The organism is Calditrichia bacterium (assembly GCA_020634975.1).
In the GTDB taxonomy this organism is placed as follows: domain Bacteria; phylum Calditrichota; class Calditrichia; order RBG-13-44-9; family J075; genus JACKAQ01.
Genome location: JACKAQ010000001.1, coordinates 3,252,409 through 3,271,164, shown reverse-complemented (window position 1 = coordinate 3,271,164; position 18,756 = coordinate 3,252,409). Strand labels below are relative to the sequence as shown.

At 47.1% G+C, this 18,756-nt stretch carries 16 protein-coding genes; 6 read left to right on the top strand and 10 right to left on the bottom strand.

Features of this window, described 5'->3' with window-relative positions; all coding sequences use genetic code 11:
- Positions 1 to 35: 35 nt before the first annotated feature.
- The 4 genes from H6629_13105 to H6629_13090 form a co-directional block, all read right to left on the bottom strand.
- The gene (locus H6629_13105) at positions 36 to 1,046 is read right to left on the bottom strand and encodes a zinc-binding dehydrogenase (GenBank protein MCB9068733.1); all 1,011 of its coding nucleotides are present in this window, start codon (positions 1,044 to 1,046) and stop codon (positions 36 to 38) included.
- A gap of 7 nt (positions 1,047 to 1,053) precedes the next feature.
- Positions 1,054 to 1,278: a hypothetical protein gene (locus tag H6629_13100; GenBank protein MCB9068732.1), complete on the bottom strand. Its 225-nt coding sequence runs from the start codon at positions 1,276 to 1,278 to the stop codon at positions 1,054 to 1,056.
- Between the two features lie 256 nt (positions 1,279 to 1,534).
- Positions 1,535 to 2,029, bottom strand: a complete 495-nt coding sequence (locus H6629_13095) for a hypothetical protein (protein MCB9068731.1) — start codon at positions 2,027 to 2,029, stop codon at positions 1,535 to 1,537.
- A gap of 115 nt (positions 2,030 to 2,144) precedes the next feature.
- Positions 2,145 to 2,669: a hypothetical protein gene (locus tag H6629_13090; protein ID MCB9068730.1), complete on the bottom strand. Its 525-nt coding sequence runs from the start codon at positions 2,667 to 2,669 to the stop codon at positions 2,145 to 2,147.
- Between the two features lie 273 nt (positions 2,670 to 2,942).
- Here H6629_13090 and H6629_13085 point away from each other — a divergent pair, with 273 nt between their 5' ends.
- Together H6629_13085 and H6629_13080 are read left to right on the top strand one after the other, a co-directional pair.
- Complete coding sequence (locus H6629_13085) at positions 2,943 to 4,157, top strand: CoA transferase (protein MCB9068729.1); 1,215 nt, start codon at positions 2,943 to 2,945, stop codon at positions 4,155 to 4,157.
- Positions 4,158 to 4,283: 126 nt separating this feature from the next.
- Entirely contained in the window at positions 4,284 to 5,225 is a 942-nt protein-coding gene (locus tag H6629_13080; protein MCB9068728.1) for a chemotaxis protein CheV, read from the top strand.
- A gap of 72 nt (positions 5,226 to 5,297) precedes the next feature.
- Here the strand turns inward: H6629_13080 and H6629_13075 are convergent, their stop codons facing one another.
- A complete protein-coding gene (locus H6629_13075) occupies positions 5,298 to 6,227 on the bottom strand; it encodes a hypothetical protein (protein ID MCB9068727.1) in 930 nt (309 codons plus the stop codon).
- Between the two features lie 69 nt (positions 6,228 to 6,296).
- A complete protein-coding gene (locus tag H6629_13070; protein MCB9068726.1) occupies positions 6,297 to 7,589 on the bottom strand; it encodes a citrate (Si)-synthase in 1,293 nt (430 codons plus the stop codon).
- A 658-nt stretch (positions 7,590 to 8,247) separates the two neighbouring features.
- Here H6629_13070 and H6629_13065 point away from each other — a divergent pair.
- The 4 genes from H6629_13065 (at position 8,248) to H6629_13050 (ending at position 13,530) form a co-directional block, all read left to right on the top strand.
- On the top strand, positions 8,248 to 10,308 hold the full coding sequence (locus tag H6629_13065; protein MCB9068725.1) for a serine protein kinase: 2,061 nt from the start codon (positions 8,248 to 8,250) through the stop codon (positions 10,306 to 10,308).
- 74 nt (positions 10,309 to 10,382) lie between these two features.
- Positions 10,383 to 11,495 (top strand): DUF444 family protein, encoded by a 1,113-nt coding sequence (locus tag H6629_13060; GenBank protein ID MCB9068724.1) that lies wholly within the window; start codon positions 10,383 to 10,385, stop codon positions 11,493 to 11,495.
- Positions 11,492 to 12,991, top strand: a complete 1,500-nt coding sequence (locus tag H6629_13055; protein MCB9068723.1) for a SpoVR family protein — start codon at positions 11,492 to 11,494, stop codon at positions 12,989 to 12,991. The genes H6629_13060 and H6629_13055 overlap by 4 nt, the downstream gene beginning before the upstream one ends.
- 41 nt (positions 12,992 to 13,032) lie before the next feature.
- Positions 13,033 to 13,530, top strand: coding sequence for a hypothetical protein (locus H6629_13050; protein ID MCB9068722.1), 498 nt, complete (start codon positions 13,033 to 13,035; stop codon positions 13,528 to 13,530).
- A 93-nt stretch (positions 13,531 to 13,623) separates the two neighbouring features.
- Here the strand turns inward: H6629_13050 and H6629_13045 are convergent, their stop codons facing one another.
- The 4 genes from H6629_13045 to H6629_13030 form a co-directional block, all read right to left on the bottom strand.
- Positions 13,624 to 14,604, bottom strand: coding sequence for a T9SS type A sorting domain-containing protein (locus tag H6629_13045; protein MCB9068721.1), 981 nt, complete (start codon positions 14,602 to 14,604; stop codon positions 13,624 to 13,626).
- Positions 14,605 to 14,884: 280 nt separating this feature from the next.
- Positions 14,885 to 16,327 carry a Na+/H+ antiporter NhaC gene (gene nhaC / locus H6629_13040; protein ID MCB9068720.1) on the bottom strand — a complete coding sequence of 481 codons (1,443 nt, stop codon included), beginning with the start codon at positions 16,325 to 16,327 and terminating at the stop codon, positions 14,885 to 14,887.
- Positions 16,328 to 16,429: 102 nt separating this feature from the next.
- Positions 16,430 to 17,623, bottom strand: coding sequence for an aminotransferase class I/II-fold pyridoxal phosphate-dependent enzyme (locus H6629_13035; GenBank protein ID MCB9068719.1), 1,194 nt, complete (start codon positions 17,621 to 17,623; stop codon positions 16,430 to 16,432).
- 119 nt (positions 17,624 to 17,742) lie between these two features.
- Complete coding sequence (locus H6629_13030; GenBank protein MCB9068718.1) at positions 17,743 to 18,756, bottom strand: hypothetical protein; 1,014 nt, start codon at positions 18,754 to 18,756, stop codon at positions 17,743 to 17,745.

Here is an 18,756-nt window from a genome sequence, read left to right as displayed (position 1 = left end):
AAGGAAGGCAAATATATGTTGAAACAATCATTTACTCAAATTTTGAGCAACACCTTACCGATACTGTTTCGCGATTCGATCCATTGATGGGCATCGCCAACATTTTCCAGCGGAAAAATTTTCCCGACAACCGGACGGATATTGTTTGCCACAACAAACGCCTCGAGATCTGCGAACGTTTGTTGCATCAAATCGGGATTTTTCAACAAATACCCCAGATGTGTTGCCATTACAGCACTTGATTTGTGGGCAAGTTTCATAATGTTGATTTTTGGGGCATCGCGCCAGGTTTGCCACCAAGAAACAGGGTTCCATTTTTTTAAATCCATACTGGCGTAGCCCGCAATTGTGAGCCTTCCCAAAGGGTTCAGCATCGAAAACGCCTGGCGAAACACTTCACCGCCGACCATTTCCAACACGACATCCAACCCGTTGCTTTCATCGCGAAGCTGGTTTTGCCACCCCGGATTGTGATAGCTGATTGCTCCGGTAACGCCCAAAGATTTCAGAAATTTGATTTTTTCTGCATTCCCGGCCAACGCATATACTTCACAACCGTGTTTGACAGCCAACTGAACCGCTGCACTGCCGACACCGCCTGCGGCCGCAGTAATCAACACTTTTTCACCGGGTTGCAATTTCGCGAGGGAAAAAAGGGAAACCCAAGCCGTCATAAAATTGACTAAAAAAGCGGCGTTTTCGGACATTTCAAAACCGGAAATTACCGGAATTGCCTGAACAGAAGGCACCACAATTTTTTCTGCGTAACACCCGTTTTGGGTGCCAACCATTACCGCTTGCCCGACACGGGCAGGATTAACACCATCACCAACGGCCTCGATAATGCCGGAACCTTCCATCCCCAAAATATACGGGCGTTTTACAGCCCAGCCGTAAAGCCCCTTCCGGGATAGAATTTCGGCGTAATTGATTCCGGAGAATTGTAATTTAACGGAAACCTGACCCGGACCGGGTTTCGGTTCCGGTGCATCCGAAATGTGAAGTGAATGTGGATTACCGGTTTTTTGGAGGATTACTGCCCGCATAAAACGATTATAACCCCAGCTTTTTTATTAAAAAAAACAATAAGCCACCCCAAAAAAACACGGATATTCCCAACAGCACAATCCAGACTAACCCGGCCAGCATCGTGCTATTTAATGAAAATTCGCCATCGTGTTCCGTTTGCAATTCAACAACTGAAGACAAATCCTTGTCAGCAGTTTTATCTGTGATCAGAATACCTTCCCTGGTGGATGAAACTGTTTGCTCAATCACTATACCACCCTTAAAAATATGTATCTGAACATTAAAAAATTTGAATAGCAGCCAATAAAGCGGTTGACTTTAAAACGAGGATTTGTAAATCTTGCGTAGTTCTTGTTTAATTTGAAGTTACGTATTTTTGTAATTCAACTTCACAAAGTTATCAACAATAATTCAAATTAACAACGCAAAAATCGTATTCAGGTGAGTTTTTTTAATCGATATCGACCGGAATATCGACCGGGAATCAGAATAATTGCGACAATATCTACCAACGAAATATTACCATAAAAACCGCAAAAACAATTACCGCACCAACAGTTGCCAGTGCAAAACGGCGCAAAATAACAGAATCGACTATTGTTTTCGTTGGTTCAGAATGATCGGGTTTTGGTGCTTCAGCCGGTTTGGATTCGGCTGTTACAGTGCTGTCAAAAGATGAGTCTGTTTTGTCAACTTCAGCAATGCGGCGGATCGTAGGACTGTAAATATCGCTTGCGACAGGCTTGCCGGATGCCTGTCTTTGCTCCGCTGGTTGCTCGCTGTTTTCAACCATTTCACCGATAGTTTCCGGCTGAAAATCCGCCTGCGTATGGACAAAATTAACCAGATTTTGAAATAATTGCCGTGGTGTTTCCGTTTTGGCAGCCCGCTGCAGTTTCGGGTGCTCCTGACCGTTTTTTTTATTTAAAACACTACGCTGGCAAGCCGGACAAATAAATCCGGTTTCTGAAAAATGTGTGCCACAATGGGGGCATTTCATAGCAATCTCTCCGGTTTAATATGCAATCCACCGGTTAATTTAAAGGTATTTCCGCGACGTTTGTTGAAAAACATCAACGAATACAAATCTCAAAATTTTATGTGGAAATTATCGGTTAGCGGGCGAGGTAAAATTTGGCGATATCCCAAAACACTAGCAATTTTTGTCCAAAAAATCCAAACATACTTTGATTCGTTTCCATCAAAATAATGATGTGCAATAAAAACAAACCGGCAATGCCAAACAAAATTATGGTGCTTCTGCCGGGTGAGTTTTCACCGGGTTTCACATTTTTGAACGAATCATTCAGAATAACCAGATACAGTCCGCAAACGATGATAGCACCAATCAAAAATTGCCATTGAAATGCGTAATTAAATCCACCTGAATTGCTTTTAATAATGAGATATGCACATGCTGGCAAAAATAAGGCAGCGGGAATAAACAGAAAGATGTGGATATATTTTTTGAAAAAAACAATCAAAAAATTGGTACCGACAATTGCGGCAACCACAAACCCGACTAACGCGCAAAAAACAAAAAGCGGGTTATTGGATTTGGCAAAATAGATCACCTTATCCAGAATGTTAAGCCAGATTACATAGCTGACCACAATGTTGTAACATTGAGCAGATATCATAGGCGTTTCTTTTTCAGGGAGCGTTAATTCCTTATTAAACAACACTTAAGTATAAGAGATAATTGACAATATTCAAAAACAAAAATTGTAGTGAACAGCCTTTCAAACGAGCCATTTGCCCAACAATTTGTGATACATTCCAAATTTAAGAGCAAAAATTTCATATATCTTGATAAAAATTAAGGAATTTGCATATTTTTTATTGAAAATATTTTTTTCGACAAAATAGTGCTCAAACCGGTTACGATTTTGAGAGAAAATTGGCGTGAAAAAATGGATCGGAAAATGAAGATATTTAAAAATTTGTTGGTGTTGGAACTGGCGAATGTGCTGGCAGGACCGTCGGTCGGGATGTTTTTTGCCGAACTTGGCGCCCGGGTGATTAAAATTGAAAATCCGCGAACGGGCGGTGATGTAACCCGAAGCTGGAAATTGCCAACCGAACCAACCGATTCGGACATTTCCAGCTATTTTACAGCGGTCAATTGGGGTAAAGAATCGGTTGCGGTGGATATCGACACCGATGAGGGGCGCGAAATCGTGCTGTCTCTTGTGCAAAGAGCAGATGTGATTATCGCCAGCTATAAACCCGGTGACGCGGAAAAATTGCAGATGGATTACGAAACGCTCGCTGCTGTAAATCCCAAAATTATCTACGCCGAAATTACCGGCTACGGAAAAACGGACAGCCGGACAGGTTACGACGCCATTTTACAAGCTGCCAGCGGCTTTATTTTTATGAACGGAATGCCCGATGGGCCGCCCGTAAAAATGCCGGTTGCGTTAATCGACATTCTTGCTGCGCATCAATTGAAAGAAGGGATTTTGCTGGCACTTTTGCAACAGCAGCAAACCGGAAAAGGGCAGTTCGTGCAAGCTTCGCTGCTAAAATCCGGTATCGCGTCGCTGGCAAATCAGGCAACAAATTGGCTCACCGGCGGGCATATTCCGCAGCGAATGGGCTCGGAACATCCCAACATCGTGCCGTATGGCAGCATGTTCAACACTTCGGACGAGAAAATCATAATGCTCGGTGTTGGCAACGACGCCCAATTTCGACAATTGTGCAACGCGTTGAATTGCCCGGAAATGGCCGGAATGCCGGATTTTTCTACCAATGCGGCGCGTGTCAACAATCGTGCGGAAGTCAATCGCAGGTTGGCGGAACTGATAGCCCAATTCGACAGCGAAGCGCTGTTATCCGATTTGCAACAACGCAAAGTGCCAGCCGGCGGTATTTTATCGATGCCCGAAGTTTTCGAACAACCACAGGGGAAGGAATTACTCCTTCACGGCGCGACACAGCAGGGGCAATCACTTATCGGCGTTCGCAGCATTGCTATTGAATTTGATGAATCGCAAAAAGTTGATCTGTCCCCGCCACCGCATCTGAATCAAAATGGAAATACCGTTTTGCGGGAATTCCTCGGCTTCTCCCCGGAAAAAATTGCAGAACTTGAATCCCGGAATGTTTTTGGAAATATCTGAAAATAGAATTTTTTGGAAAATGCGTCTAAATTCGCCTTTTTCCTGCCGATAGTTGAACAATGAAGGGATCGAAGTTTGCGGATCTGCAGGTTAGGGAAAAATCATTTGAACACAGGGAGTGTTAAAATGTCTTATCAAACCGATATTCTGTTAGAAACAGGAACCAATGAATTAGAAATTATCGAATTTTATGTCGAGTACCCCGACGAAAATGGAAAAATGACCTCTCAGGCGTTTGGAATTAACGTTGCAAAAGTGCGCGAAATTATTCGCGTTCCGGAAATTACCACCTTACCGAAATTGCCTCGCGGCATGTTGGGTATCATCAATTTGCGCGACCAACTAACGCCAGTACTGGATTTAGCGCAATGGCTGTTCAATTATGAACAACCGCTCGAACGCAAAAAGCTGATCATCTCCAAATTTAACAGTGTGCAGGTTGGTTTTTTGGTGCACGATGTCCGGCAAATTCACCGGCTTTCGTGGGAGCAGGTTGAAACGCCGGATACGATTCATCAAATTGCCACCGAAAATTCGACCGTGGTTGGCGTTATCAAACGCGAAGACCGCATAATTATGATGCTGGATATCGAAAAAATTATCGCGATGATCCGCCCGCAGCTCGGCATCAAATATACCAAAGATGAACTCGCCAAATTTGGTCAAAACAAAACCATTCTGGTTGCGGAAGATTCACCGATGATACGGCACATGATTGTTGATCGCGTCAAAAATGCCGGATTTAACGTGCTGGAATTTACCAACGGGCGATCGGCAATGGATAAATTGTTAGAAATTTCAGAGTTAGCAGGGGCTCCGGAGGCGCTTTCAAAGCATATCGATCTGGTTATAACCGACATCGAAATGCCCAAAATGGACGGTTACTCACTGACAAAACAGGTGAAAGAAAATCCTGTTTTGAACAAATTACCAGTGATCATTTTTTCATCGATGATTACGCCGGAATCGCTGCACAAAGGAAAATCTGTTGGTGCGGATTTCCAGATTTCCAAACCACAGTTGCCCAACCTGCTCGGCGTTTTGCAGGATTTGTTGGAAAAACGATAAAAACAGAAACATTCAAGTTGATCATAAAAAAGCCGGCAAAATTATTTTGCTGGCTTTTTTATTTTCAATTGATTAAAACCCAAACTGCTTCCGATACACCGAATCTGCCACCGCGTTTTTGCTCCAATAATCGGTGACGGTCTCGGAAATTTTTCGGGCGCTGGTGGTCAACCAGTCGTTTGCGCCGGGTATTTTTTCCTCCCACGCCACAATTTTGAACGGAAATTCTGCCTCGTAAATAATTTTGAGCGAGCGCCGGATGGTGCTGTAGTTCAGCGAATAGGCTTTCAACGGTTTATCGGAAAGTGTTTCATCGCTAAAATCGGTAATTTCCGCGGTTGCCTTTTCCAGTTGAAAAGGTTTGTGGCGAAACCGCAGATATAATGCAGACGGCAAAATTTCGAAATTCCCGGTGGGCAAAGATGCCGGATTGAGCCGCAGCCGCGTCCACAATTCGTCTTCCAGCCATTTGGCAGCAATCAGCAACTGCTGGTCGCCTTCTTTTTGGAAATAGGAATGGTTGACCACCTGATACTGATTTTCCCGCAAATTTAGCTGTGAATACACTTGCCCGCACCATTCCTGCACGGAGTTGGTGAGTTTGAGCGAGTGCGCATGTTGCGGGTCTACCGGCGTAAAAACGGATGTAAGGGTTGAATATGGATAAATTCCGGTGAAAAACCGGCGATTAGCGTTCAACTTCAACACTTTTTCGATGGGTTCTTTTGGCTCGCCAAATTCATATTTTACCTGACTTTGGGCGAGGAAATCTTCGGTCACAAAAATCAGGACGGCATCGCCTTCGCGAATTTCGCCGTAGCGGGCTTGTTCCAGTTGAAAATGGGTTAATTCCGCCACGCCCTGATACCAATACTCGCCAAAATTTGCGGGCAGGTCGGGTAATTGTGTTGCAGATTTTTGGTTATCGCCGTTTGCGGTGCAGGCAACACACCCAAAAGCGATCAGCAGTGCCATTAATTTCAAACCATTCGTGACTGACATTCGGATATCCTTTCGCTATCTTCAATTGTAAATGTAGCGAACAAATATCACGAATTCATCAAGCGGCTGTCAACGTTTCTGTGAATTTGTGGCAAACTGCTGTTGCAGCAATGCGGTGGTGACAGATTTGGGGCGAAAAATAGGTGTGTGAAGCGCCCGCATCAAGATTAATTGGGCGGAAATGCCAATGGATTGCGCCACAGAAAACATCACTGTGTAAAATTCCAATTCCGTCATCCCGAAATGATACAATAATGTGCCGGAAATGCCGTCGATATTAGGATACGGGCTGGCGGCTTTGCCCTGTTTTTGCAGCAACGGCGGCACCACTTCGCCCAACATCGCGGTGATGCGGAACAATGCGTCATCCGGGCAAACCTGTTCACCGAAATCGAGCAGCGCCTGATATCGCGGATCGACATCGCGCAAGACCGCGTGCCCAAAACCGGGGATGACCAAACCGTTGTTTAGTCGCTGCCAAATCCAGTCGGATAGCGCTTTTTCGGTGGGAATACCGCCAAACTCGCGTTGGATTTCCATCACAAATCGAACGCTGGTCTGGTTTGCCAATCCGTGCAGCGGACCCGCCAGACAATTCATTGCGCCCGATAAACTGTAATATAAATCCGATTGCGTCGAATGCACCACACGGCTGGTGAGCACGCTGGCGTTGGCGCCTTCGTGATCGCAATGCACGATAATAAAGCGGCGCAAAAACGCCCGAAACGGCTGATCATCCGCCGAAAAACCTAACGCGTCTGCGAATCGATCGCTGAAGTCCGATTGTTTACTGGCCGGCATTGGCGGCTGTTTTTTCAAATATTTTTGGTAAATTTTTCCGGCGATAAGCGGCAGCCGGGCGATGAGGTTTAGCGCATCTTCCAGCATTGGCTGCCAGAGATCGGATTTGGCGGTATTTCCGGCTGTCGCGCGATCGAACGCGGATTCATTTCGCATGCTCAGCGTGGCGATGCTCAGCATTGTCATGGGATGCAAGTTTTCCGGCAGCGAATCCAGCACACGCCAAACATACGCCGGAACCTCGGTTCTGCGGAGGATATCCTGTTGCAAATCCGATAATTGGGCGGCATCCGGCAGTTGCCCCGCACACATCAGAAAAAACAATTCTTCTGCACTGCGATCCATCAGTTTTGTGAGCGGCAAATCGCGAATCAGCAATCCCTTTTGCGGATCAACATACGATGTGTCGCAAATAACCGCACTCACGCCGCGCATGCCGCGCATCAGTTGCGCCAGCGAAACATCACTCACATTTTGCTGCCCGAACTGCGCCAGCATTCTTTTTTGTTCATCCCGCCATTGGGGAATTTTTTGGGCTAACAGTTGTTGCAGTGCAGACATAGCTTTTCTCTCGCGTTTTTGGACCCGGAATACCTGATTGGTATCGGCAAAATTACGATCGTTTTTAACGGAAATCCAACCGCTAATCCAAATACAAAACAGCACCAGAGTGATGACAAATCGGACATTGTGTCGAACCAGCACCGGTTTTGCGATAACTTTTTGTCGAATGCAGCGCCATTATTCTAAAAAAAATTTATCTGAATTTTTAGCTGAAACAGTGAACTTAATTAGTTTTTGTGATGTTTAACGGAGTGTTCGTCATCATAACCGGTCGAAGAATTGTATTGAAATAACAATGTATGGCAGGATTGTTGCAAAAGATAAAAACGGCTCAAAATCAGGTTGCAGGTTCTCAAAAAAAATGCGTTGTACGGGCGACAATCTCTTGATTTTATACGAATTTCTGTTATATTCAATCAAGCACAGTGTGCAGGTCTTTTGACATAGATATGCATAAATGTTCGTCGCTGTAAGTTGGAACAAGGCAACGGTTTTTTACAGAACATCCGAATACGGTTCATCTGCTTACGATTTCTCAGAACACTGTCTCCTCAATTTGGGCCCACTTTACACCGCGATCAAGGATGATGTGTCAGCTAATCATGGATAGTTAACTTGACAAAAACCACCACCATAAGATGAAGGAGACGTTCCTATGGCAGCCACAAATCCCATTTTGGAGAAATTCCAGAAAAAGTATTTTGACAAGGAATTTCGTGCGCTAACCTGGACAGGCACGTTTGAGGAATACCTCGAAATCGTGAAAAAGAATCCGCGGATTTTGCGGACATCCTACCAGCGTTTATACGATATGATCCTATCTTTCGGAACCGAAGATTACGAAGACTCACGCAAGAAAATGATTCATTACAATTTTTTCGATGATCCGGTTGATAACGGCAAAGATGCCGTTTACGGACTGGACGCCTATTTAATGAAGCTGATGAACGCCCTCAAATCTGCGGCGTATCGATATGGCACAGAAAAACGGGTGCTGTTGCTGCACGGTCCGGTCGGCAGTTCCAAAAGCACCATCGTCCGGTTGATGAAAAAAGGGCTGGAACACTATTCCCGCACGGAAGACGGCGCTATCTATTCGTATGAATGGATTGATATTCCCAAACATTTTGAGGAAGCTGGTACTTCCCCAAAAGAAACGGTTCCCTGCCCGATGCATCAGGATCCGCTATTTTTGGTACCGGATCGCCTGCGCGAAGAATTTATGACGGAAGTTTTGGGCGACAAAGCCAAAGAGATTTACATGGAAGGTTCGCTTAACCCAACTTGCCGCCAGATTTATCGCGAAATGCTAAAAGTGTACGATGGCGACTGGACAAAAGTGCTCCAACACGTTCGCGTAAAACGAATTTTGTTATCGGAAAAAGACCGCATCGGCATCGGCACGTTCCAGCCGAAGGACGAAAAAAACCAGGATTCCACCGAGCTTACAGGTGATATCAACTATCGTAAGATTGCCGAATACGGCTCCGATTCCGATCCGCGTGCATTCAATTTTGACGGCGAGTTTAATATCGCCAATCGCGGTTTGGTGGAATTTATCGAGATGCTAAAGCTGGATGTGGCATTTTTGTACGACCTGCTGAGCGCCAGTCAGGAGCACAAAATCAAGCCGAAAAAATTTCCGCAAACGGATATCGACGAAGTGATTATCGGGCACACCAACGAGCCGGAATATCGCAAATTGCAGAACAATGAATTTATGGAAGCACTGCGCGACCGGACGGTGAAAATTGATATTCCGTACATCACCAAATGGACGGAAGAGATCAAAATTTACAAAAAGGATTACAACAACCAGAAAATCCGCGGAAAATTTATTGCGCCGCACACCATCGAAATGGCAGCGATGTGGGCAGTGCTCACCCGTTTGGAAGAGCCCAAAAAAGCCAACCTCACGCTGCCGCAAAAACTGCGGTTGTACGATGGCAAGCTGATTCCCGGTTACACCGAAGATAACGTTCGCGAACTCCGCAAAGAGGCGCGCCGCGAAGGTCTGGAAGGTATTTCGCCGCGCTATGTGCAGGACAAAATTTCCAATGCGATTGTGAAATATCCGGAGGAACCGACGATGAACCCGTTTATGGTGCTCAACGAGTTGGAAGCCGGATTGGATCATCACAGCCTTATCACCAACGAGGAGCTGAAAAAACGCTATCGCGAATTGATCAAAGTTGTAAAAAGCGAATACACCGAAATCGTGAAAAATGAAGTTCAGCGGGCGATCAGCGCGGATGAAGATGGCATTAAGCGATTGTTCGCCAACTACATCGACAACGTGAAGGCATACGTCCAGCGCGAAAAAGTGAAAAACAAATTCACCGGCGACGACGAAGATGCCAACGAAAAACTGATGCGTTCTATCGAGGAAAAAATCGATATCCCCGAAAGCCGCAAAGACGATTTCCGCCGGGAAATTATGAATTACATCGGTGCGCTGTCGCTGGATAACAAAAAATTCGAATGGCGCAGCAACGACCGTCTCGCAAAGGCGCTGGAGCTGAAGTTGTTTGAAGATCAGAAAGACAGTATCAAGCTTTCCTCGCTGGTTTCTAATGTAATGGACAAAGAAACACAGGAAAAAATTGATATCGTTAAGTCTCGTTTAATCAAGGGCTTCGGCTACGACGAACACAGCGCGACAGACGTGTTGAACTACGTTGCCAGCATCTTTGCTCGTGGCGATATTCAATCGTAAAAATGTAAAACATTCGTGTTAACAAAGGGCATGGCGGTGCCGTGCCCCTACATTATTTTACCGGGGATTTTAGAATGCTATTGCATATGGACAACGATTACAATCGTTTTCGCCAAATCATCAAAGGCAAAATAAAAGACAACCTTCGCAAATACATTTCCAACGGCGAAATGATCGGGCGGCACGGGAAAGATCTGGTTAGCATTCCGCTGCCGCAAATCGATATTCCGCGCTTCCAGTTTGGCGATAACGGCCGCGGCGGCACCAGCCAGGGGCAGGGCGAACCGGGTGACCCGCTCAGCAGCAGCGACGACGAAGACGGCGATGGCGCCGGACAAGCCGGGAACCAGCCGGGAAAACACCTTCGCGAAGTGGAATTGACGCTGGAAGAACTCGCCGAAATTCTCGGTGAAGAGCTGGAATTGCCCAATATCGAGCCGAAAGGCAAAAAAGAAATTATTTCGGTGAAAGACCGTTACACCGGCATCAATCGCGTTGGACCGGAATCGCTGCGGCATTTCCGGCGCACCTTCCGCGAAGCGTTGAAACGCCAGATTTCGCTCGGTCAATTCAGCCCGGAAAAACCGCAAATTGTGCCCATCCGCGACGACTTCCGCTATCGCTCGTGGAAAACCATCAAAATGCCGCAGAGCAACGCGGTTATTATTTACATGATGGACGTTTCCGGATCGATGTGGGATGAGCAAAAACACATCGTCCGGCTGGAAACATTTTGGCTGGATACCTGGCTGCAACATCAATACAAAGGACTGGAAACCCGTTACATCGTTCACGATGCGCAAGCCGCAGAGGTGGATCGCGATACATTTTTCAATATTCGCGAAAACGGTGGTACGGTCATTTCTTCTGCATATCAACTGTGCCACCAGTTAATTGAGGAACATTATCCGCCCGAAGAATGGAATATTTATGCCTTCCATTTTTCCGATGGTGATAACTGGTCCCGCGAAGACAATAAAGTATGTGCCGAACTGCTCAACGCTCACCTCCTCCCGAAACTCAATCTTTTCGGATACGGACAGGTGGAAAGCACTTACGGTAGCGGCGAATTTATTGATTTTTTGCAGGAAAACATTTCGGATCAGGAAAATCTGGTGTTGTCGTACATACCGGATAAAGATTCCATTTACGATTCGATCAAAGATTTTTTGGGGAAAGGCAAATGAGCTCTGGCAGCATAACACTCGACGACATCAAGCGAATTCAACCGGGAATTGAAAAAATATCCGCCGATTACGGGCTGGACTTTTTTCCGGTGGTTTTTGAGCTGGTGGATTACGACACGATCAGTCAGCTGGCGGCTTATGGCGGATTTCCCGTTCGCTACCCGCATTGGCGGTTTGGGATGGAATACGACCAACTGTCCAAAGGCTACCGCTACGGATTGCAAAAAATTTACGAAATGGTGATCAACACCGATCCGTGTTACGCATATCTGATGAAATCCAACCCGATGGTCGATCAAAAATTGGTAATGGCGCATGTGTACGCACACTGCGATTTTTTCAAAAATAATTACTATTTTGCACACACCAATCGCAAAATGATCGACGAAATGGCCAATCACGCCATCCGTATCCGTCGCTATATTGATGCTTACGGGCTGGAAAACGTGGAAAACTTCATCGACATTTGTTTATCGCTGGAAAATCTGATCGACCACCATTCACCGTATATCAAACGGGCAATCGACACCAGAAATGGCGATGGCAACGGTCAGCCGCAAGCTGCCGTCCGCAAGCTGAAAAGCAAACATTATATGGATAGATACATTAATCCGCCCGAATTTCTGGAAGCGCAAAAGAAAAAAATTGAAGACAGCGAACCGCATGTGCGCCAGTTTCCGCAACATCCGGAACGCGATGTGCTCTATTTTTTAATGGAAAATGCGCCGATCGACAACTGGCAACGTGATATTTTGGGCATCATCCGCGAGGAAGCTTACTATTTTGCACCGCAGGGGATGACCAAAATTATGAACGAAGGCTGGGCAACATACTGGCATTCAACAATGATGACCCGCAACATCGCCGATGCCAATGAAATCATCGATTACGCGGAACACCATTCCGGCACCATCGCCAATCATCCGGGGCGGCTCAACCCCTATCGCATTGGCGTGCTGCTGTTTCAGGATATCGAAAAACGCTGGAACACCGGGCGCTTTGGTGAGGAATACGACAATTGCGATAACTACAAAGTAAAACGTAACTGGGATAAAAAACTGGGTCTTGGACGCAAAAAAATCTTCGAAGTCCGAAAATTATACAATGATGTAACGTTCATCGACCGGTTTTTGACCGAGGAATTTTGCCGGGAACATCGGCTGTTCTCATTTGCGTATAACAAAAGCAACAAACGATACGAGATCGAATCGCGCGAATTTGGGATGATCAAACAACGGTTGTTGCAAAACCTGACCTGCATGGGTCAACCGATCATCCGGGTTGTGGATGCCAATCACGATAATCGCGGGGAATTATTGATGGAACATCAATTTGAAGGCACCGAGCTCGATAAAAATTATTGCGTGGATACCTTAAAAAACCTACATTCAATATGGAACCGCCCGGTGCACATCCGCACTTTTCTGGAAGAAAAACAGGTGTTGCTGGGATTCAACGGTCAGGAATTTAAGCAAAAATGGACGTCCGAGAATTAACCTCAGAGGGGGAAAATCTGATGGTAAATTATGGAAAATTAATGACAGGTTTGTTGCAGGAAGGAAAATTTCAAACCCTGCAAAATGAGCCAAAACAGCAGCATTTTTATCTGCAACACAGTGATGCTGATTTCAATATTCAGGTTCGCTTTAAAGAAGCTGAAAAATATGCGATTCTGGTAGATTATATTTCGGTGGCGCGGGTGGATCAGTCGCTAACGGTTGAGGAAATTAACAAATATTTGAACAATCAGGCGGAAACCGTGCAAAAGCGCATCACGTTTTTGCTGGAAGAATTTAAATTGATTGAGCAGGACCGCCAGAACAAACGCGCCCAGTTGCGCAGCTATCCGCCACATGCTGCAGAAAACAACAAATTTTATTACGAAATCGTGCTCGACGAAGGCATCAAAGCGCATTTCCAACGATACCAATTTTCGCGCGAAGGCAAGCGATACGAAAAAATTCTGTCACTGCTGACAATGGAAACATTTGAACGTCTGATTGATGAACTGGTTGCTGCGTTAAAAATAGATTGACCCCAAAACGTTCCAGCCGATCCGAATTGAAAAGCCCGTCCTCATAAATGAGTGACGGGCTTTTCGTTGTACGGCCTGTATTGGGATGATTGGTTATTTCATCAACATCATTTTGCGGGTTTCCGTTTGCTGACCGGCGCTCAACTGATAAAAATAGATACCGGAAACCAACTCTGTTGCATCAAATGTAATTTCGTGGGTTCCGGCAGAACGCATTTCATTTACCGGCATGGCAACTTCCTGCCCGAGCGCATTAAAAATCGTCAATCGGGTTTGGGCTGCGCGATTCAGCGTAAAGCGAATTTGGGTGGACGGGTTAAACGGATTTGGGTAATTTTGTGCCAAATCAAATGCAATCGCCACATTTTCGTCATCGCCGATACCGGTTGCAACGGTGTAGGTAATCGTCAATTTTGGACGATTGGCTTCTGCCCCATTTTCCCGGGAATCGAACCGTTTTGCGGTGCCGTTGCTCCCTTCGTTGCCAATAAGCACCCAGCCAAAATTATTACCCGGGTTATTCAGCCAATCCTGAACATCTGCGACCATTTGAGAGGATTCCCATGCGTATGATCCCGATGCTCCGACTGTTTGTGTGGCACTCACCTCATTTGAAAAATCGCCGCCGCTGGCATTCCATTGCGCGGTGTTGAAAAACGTGTGAATCCAGGTTGCATCGTTGGTTGTGGATGTCGTGCCGGCACCTTCGTTTCCACCGGCATCGGATGTACCTTCGCCCCAATCCTGCGATACACGATGCAGCGAAACACTCATATCACCCGAAGAGGTTTGCGACATGCTCAACGCCAGCGAAACGTTATCAATTACCGCACCGGATGGCACCGTTCCGGCAACATCAAACGCAAGCAATCCCCGGCGGATCAACCCGGCATTGGTTTTCCCGGCAAAAAAATACTCCCCGCTGCCGTTGCTGATCGCTCCGCCCGCATCTTCATAAAGCGTATTGTCTTTAATCGGCTGCAAAACGACGGTTTCCGTTTGCGCATAGCCTATGCCCATCAGCAAAATGGCACCTGAAATTGTAAAAAAGAATTGTCTCAACATCTGCATCATAACGTTACCTCAAATTTAATGTGTTAGGTTTATATTGCATGAAAATAATTTCATCGCTGTTGACGGATATATTAGACAAAATTTGTACCGGACATTCATTTTTTGCACAAACCACACAAGCTCAATATTTTCAGCAGTTTAAACAGCAACAATTTTTAGAACACCGAAAAAATGTCTGACAGACTTTGCACAAAAGTGCATCATTTGCACTTTTCAATTGCCGAAATGGGTTGAAAACGATATCGTGACGAACACTTTTTGGGCGTGACAGTTGATCGAATTAAAGTGTCGAAGCAGGCTGAAGCTGCATTTTTAAACCGAATTTTGTGAAATCATATCCTGCTGCCAGCAGCAGTGAAAATAACGTTCCGGTGTAACAAAAGGTCGCCCACGGCAGATATTCCAGCGTGGGAACGCCAACCGTTCCTGCCATAAAAATGGCGGAAACCGTCCACGGCATCAACGGTTCGGTGATGGTCACGGAATCTTCCAGCGAACGCGACAGATTTTCCGGTGCGAAGCCGCGTTCGGCATACGCTTTCTGAAATAATCCGCCGACGATCAGCGCGGTAACGCCGCCGTGACTGGTGATGGCGATCATCACGCCGCCGGAAGCCATGGTTGCCGCAATCAACCCAAAGGTCGATTTTGCGTAGCTTAACAAACTGTGGATGATTTTGTCGAGCGCACCGGAAACGTCCATCGCACCGGCCAGCAGAAACGCCGCGATAATCAGCAGCAAATTATTCACCATCGAAAACAGACCACCGCGATTGAGCAATTTTCCAAAATTTTCGCTGATTGCTGAGGGATCGCCACCGACGGAAATGAGCAGTTTGCTGCTGAATCCGTTAACCGCCGCGTTGAGCACATCGCCAAATGCGAAGCCTTGCAGCGCAATACCCAGCACCATTGCAACCACACAGGATGCAGCCATCACCAGCACCGCCGGGTATTTTTTGATGATGCCGATCACCACAATTACCGGCGGCAGCAGCACCAGCCAACTCAGTTGAAATGTCGATTCGATTTCGCGCAACAGCCGCGCCGCATTTCCGGAAAGCGCGCCATCGGCTGCCGGTGAGTAGCTCCCGAAAATGCTGTAAACGATCACCGCAACGATAAACGACGGCACCGCTGTGTAAAGCATGTGACGCACGTGATCATACAAATCCGCGCCCGCGCCAATCGCGCTGATGTTGGTGGTGTCCGAAAGCGGCGACATTTTATCGCCAAAATACGCCCCGGAAATCACCGCGCCGGCAGTCGGCGCCAGCGGCGCGCCCATCGCGGCGGCCATGCTCATCAGCGCCACGCCGATCGTTCCCGCTGATCCCCACGATGTGCCGGTAAACAGCGACATCATCGCCGTCGCCAAAAACGCGGTGAGCACCAGATATTGCGGACTGACCAGTTGGATGCCGTAATAGACCATCAGCGGAATGGTTCCGGAGATCATCCACGTGCCGATGAGCATCCCGATGGTGAGCAAAATGAGCAGCATCGGCAGCACTGCACCAAGTTTTTCCCCGGTGGATTGTTGGATATCATCAAAATTGCGCCCGACGCGAATCGCAGAAACGCTCGCCACAGTTGCCGCACTGAGCATCACCAGCACCAGCAGTTCCGTGCCGATTTCGGCAAAATAGCCACCGGCGAACAGCAACACTAACATGGTGATCAACGGGAGAATCGATTCAACTACGGACAGTTTACGGCTCATTTATTACCTTTTTCGCATTTTTTTTGCCACGGAGACACAGAGAACACCGAGGAAATATAAATCAAACCTCCGTGCGCTCTGTGCCTCTGAGGCAATTCTTAATCAAACAGAAATTTTTGACAACGCCTGATCGAGATCGGCGATGAGCGCTTCCACACCTTCCAGCCCGACGGAAAAGCGCACCAAACCTGGCGAAATCCCTTTTTGGCGAAGCACATCCGCGTTGCTGCCATTGGATGGCGAGATTACCAGACTTTCCACGCCGCCCCAACTGACGCCGGTACGGAACAGCCGCAGATTGTCGATGAAGCTGCAAATATCCGCAAATTTTTCCGTTTTCAACTCGATGCTGAACAGGCTGGAGAAACCGGAAAGCTGGGGCAGCAAGTCGCAATCTTCCGTTACAAACGCCGGATGGTTCACCCGCGCCACCGCCGGATGATCGCTCAGAAATCTGGCAATTTGCAGTCCGTCGCGGTGATGTTGGAGCATGCGATTGGGCAGCGTTCGCAATCCGCGAATCAGCAGCCAGCCGTTCCACGGCGCCATTGCGCCGCCGTTGAGCATGTAACCGTTTGCGAAAATTTCCCGGTGCAATTCAGCGTTGGTGATCAGCGCACCGGCGACCACATCGCTGTGCCCGCCAACGTATTTGGTGAGCGAATGCAGTGATATGTCCACGCCCATCGCCAGCGGTTTCATGAACAGCGGCGTCGCCCAGGTGTTGTCGATTGCGGTGAGAATATTGCGCGATTTTGCCAATTCAACCAACTGGCGGATATCGAGCATCCGGAAAGTCATCGTCGCAGGGCTTTCGAAATATATCAGTCGTGTTTCAGGACGAATGTCGCGTTCAATTGACTCAGTATCGCGACTTAAACAAACATTGTGCTCGATACCGAATCGCCGCAGATGATTGGCCAATTGCAGCGTCGGGCCGTAAATATTGTTCACAAAAAGGATGTGATCGCCGCGTTTCAACAATCCGTAAAACAGCGAACTGACCGCCGCCATGCCGGAAGCCGAACATTTGCAGGCTTCGCCGTGTTCGAGCGCAGCCAATTTTTTCTCCAGCGCATCAACGGTCGGATTTTGACCGCGCGAATAAATGTAGTTTTGATGCTCGGCGGGAAATGCGTTCACCAGTTCCGCAAATGTTTTTTTGGCAAACAGCGAGGTTTGATACACCGGCGGCATCATCGTGCCGTTTTGTTCGTACAGCGGCTCATCGTGGCCGAGGCAAATTTCGATATCCGTTGGATCGATGTGGCAATTGTGTTCGGAGACAGGTTTCATTTTTCGTTGTTTTCAGCAGTGGTTTGTTGTGGTTATTTTTAAGTTATTTCCAGGTCGAAGTGAAGGTTAAATATTTGTTTATTCTTTTCTTAGCCTCAGCCTTTACCTTTGCCTTCATCTCAAGTTACATTCACTTTCCGCGTCATGCAGGACGCACTGTTGGACGGCAATTTGCTCGATTTTTCGGAGCGATCCGCATACGACGGATACAAATAGCAATCGCGATAATCGGGAATCCCGTTGAGGCAATAGAGTTGCCGATAGGTTTTCATCTCGCTGTAGCGCGTATCTTCCACGTCGATGAGCGCGCCAAAGGGACACTGGATGCACCCTTCCGGCTGGTTTTCCTGCAGCGTTGCGGTTTCCCGCGCAACCAGCGCTTTGGATGCGTCCCACTGTGGCGGTTCGCCGCGCTGCTCGATATCGATTCGCCGCAGTTTTTTGAGCACCAACCGCCCGCGATCGATCGTCAGGGTTGCCCGCGCGCTGAGCACGTCGCCCCGCCCGAGCTTCAGCGATTGGTAGGTTTTCGGCGAGAGCCGTGCGTAAACGTGATCTTCCATCACATCCATCCCGAAAAATAGCTGCCGGAATATCAGCAAAAATCCCGAAAAAGCAAAGCCCTCACCATTGGAATATACTTTTTTGTGGAACAGCGGCTTCACGCCGTCCACCGTTCCGTGAATCTCGTGCTCGCGATGCAGCCGCTCTTCCAGCCAGTCCTCAAATTCGGCCAATTCCATTTTGAAATCGGCGTATTCTTCGTCGTTCACCTGTAATTCCGGGCGGTTGAAAATCTGCTGATCGTCAAAATAGCGACAGCCGCTGCAGTTTTTCCCGATGTGATTATACCCGCGATAACACGCTTTTCCCTGCCCGAACAGCTTGCAACTGCCTTTAAAATAATAGCAGCCATTTGGAAAACATTTTTTGTGATTCACAATGTGATGGACGGACATCCGGCTGGCAAATCCTTTGTGCGCTTCGTGAACGCATTTAAAAATATCCAGCCGTTTGTATATGTTTTTCATGAAATTACAGTCGTTAAATTTTCGGAAAAGCGAATCCGGTTGTTGATTTCGCAACGCAATATCCGGTTCACCCAAAATATCCCGCGCATTTCGCGATTGCAA

Excerpts from the sequence above, each read along its gene's own strand:
- H6629_13105 (MCB9068733.1), bottom strand. The coding sequence starts at position 1,046 with ATGCGGGCAGTAATCCTCCAAAAAACCGGTAATCCACATTCACTTCAC.
- H6629_13095 (MCB9068731.1), bottom strand. The coding sequence starts at position 2,029 with ATGAAATGCCCCCATTGTGGCACACATTTTTCAGAAACCGGATTTATT.
- H6629_13090 (MCB9068730.1), bottom strand. The coding sequence starts at position 2,669 with ATGATATCTGCTCAATGTTACAACATTGTGGTCAGCTATGTAATCTGG.
- H6629_13085 (MCB9068729.1), top strand. The coding sequence starts at position 2,943 with ATGGATCGGAAAATGAAGATATTTAAAAATTTGTTGGTGTTGGAACTG.
- H6629_13080 (MCB9068728.1), top strand. The coding sequence starts at position 4,284 with ATGTCTTATCAAACCGATATTCTGTTAGAAACAGGAACCAATGAATTA.
- H6629_13075 (MCB9068727.1), bottom strand. The coding sequence starts at position 6,227 with ATGTCAGTCACGAATGGTTTGAAATTAATGGCACTGCTGATCGCTTTT.
- H6629_13070 (MCB9068726.1), bottom strand. The coding sequence starts at position 7,589 with ATGTCTGCACTGCAACAACTGTTAGCCCAAAAAATTCCCCAATGGCGG.
- H6629_13065 (MCB9068725.1), top strand. The coding sequence starts at position 8,248 with ATGGCAGCCACAAATCCCATTTTGGAGAAATTCCAGAAAAAGTATTTT.
- H6629_13060 (MCB9068724.1), top strand. The coding sequence starts at position 10,383 with ATGCTATTGCATATGGACAACGATTACAATCGTTTTCGCCAAATCATC.
- H6629_13055 (MCB9068723.1), top strand. The coding sequence starts at position 11,492 with ATGAGCTCTGGCAGCATAACACTCGACGACATCAAGCGAATTCAACCG.
- H6629_13050 (MCB9068722.1), top strand. The coding sequence starts at position 13,033 with ATGACAGGTTTGTTGCAGGAAGGAAAATTTCAAACCCTGCAAAATGAG.
- H6629_13045 (MCB9068721.1), bottom strand. The coding sequence starts at position 14,604 with ATGATGCAGATGTTGAGACAATTCTTTTTTACAATTTCAGGTGCCATT.
- nhaC (MCB9068720.1), bottom strand. The coding sequence starts at position 16,327 with ATGAGCCGTAAACTGTCCGTAGTTGAATCGATTCTCCCGTTGATCACC.
- H6629_13035 (MCB9068719.1), bottom strand. The coding sequence starts at position 17,623 with ATGAAACCTGTCTCCGAACACAATTGCCACATCGATCCAACGGATATC.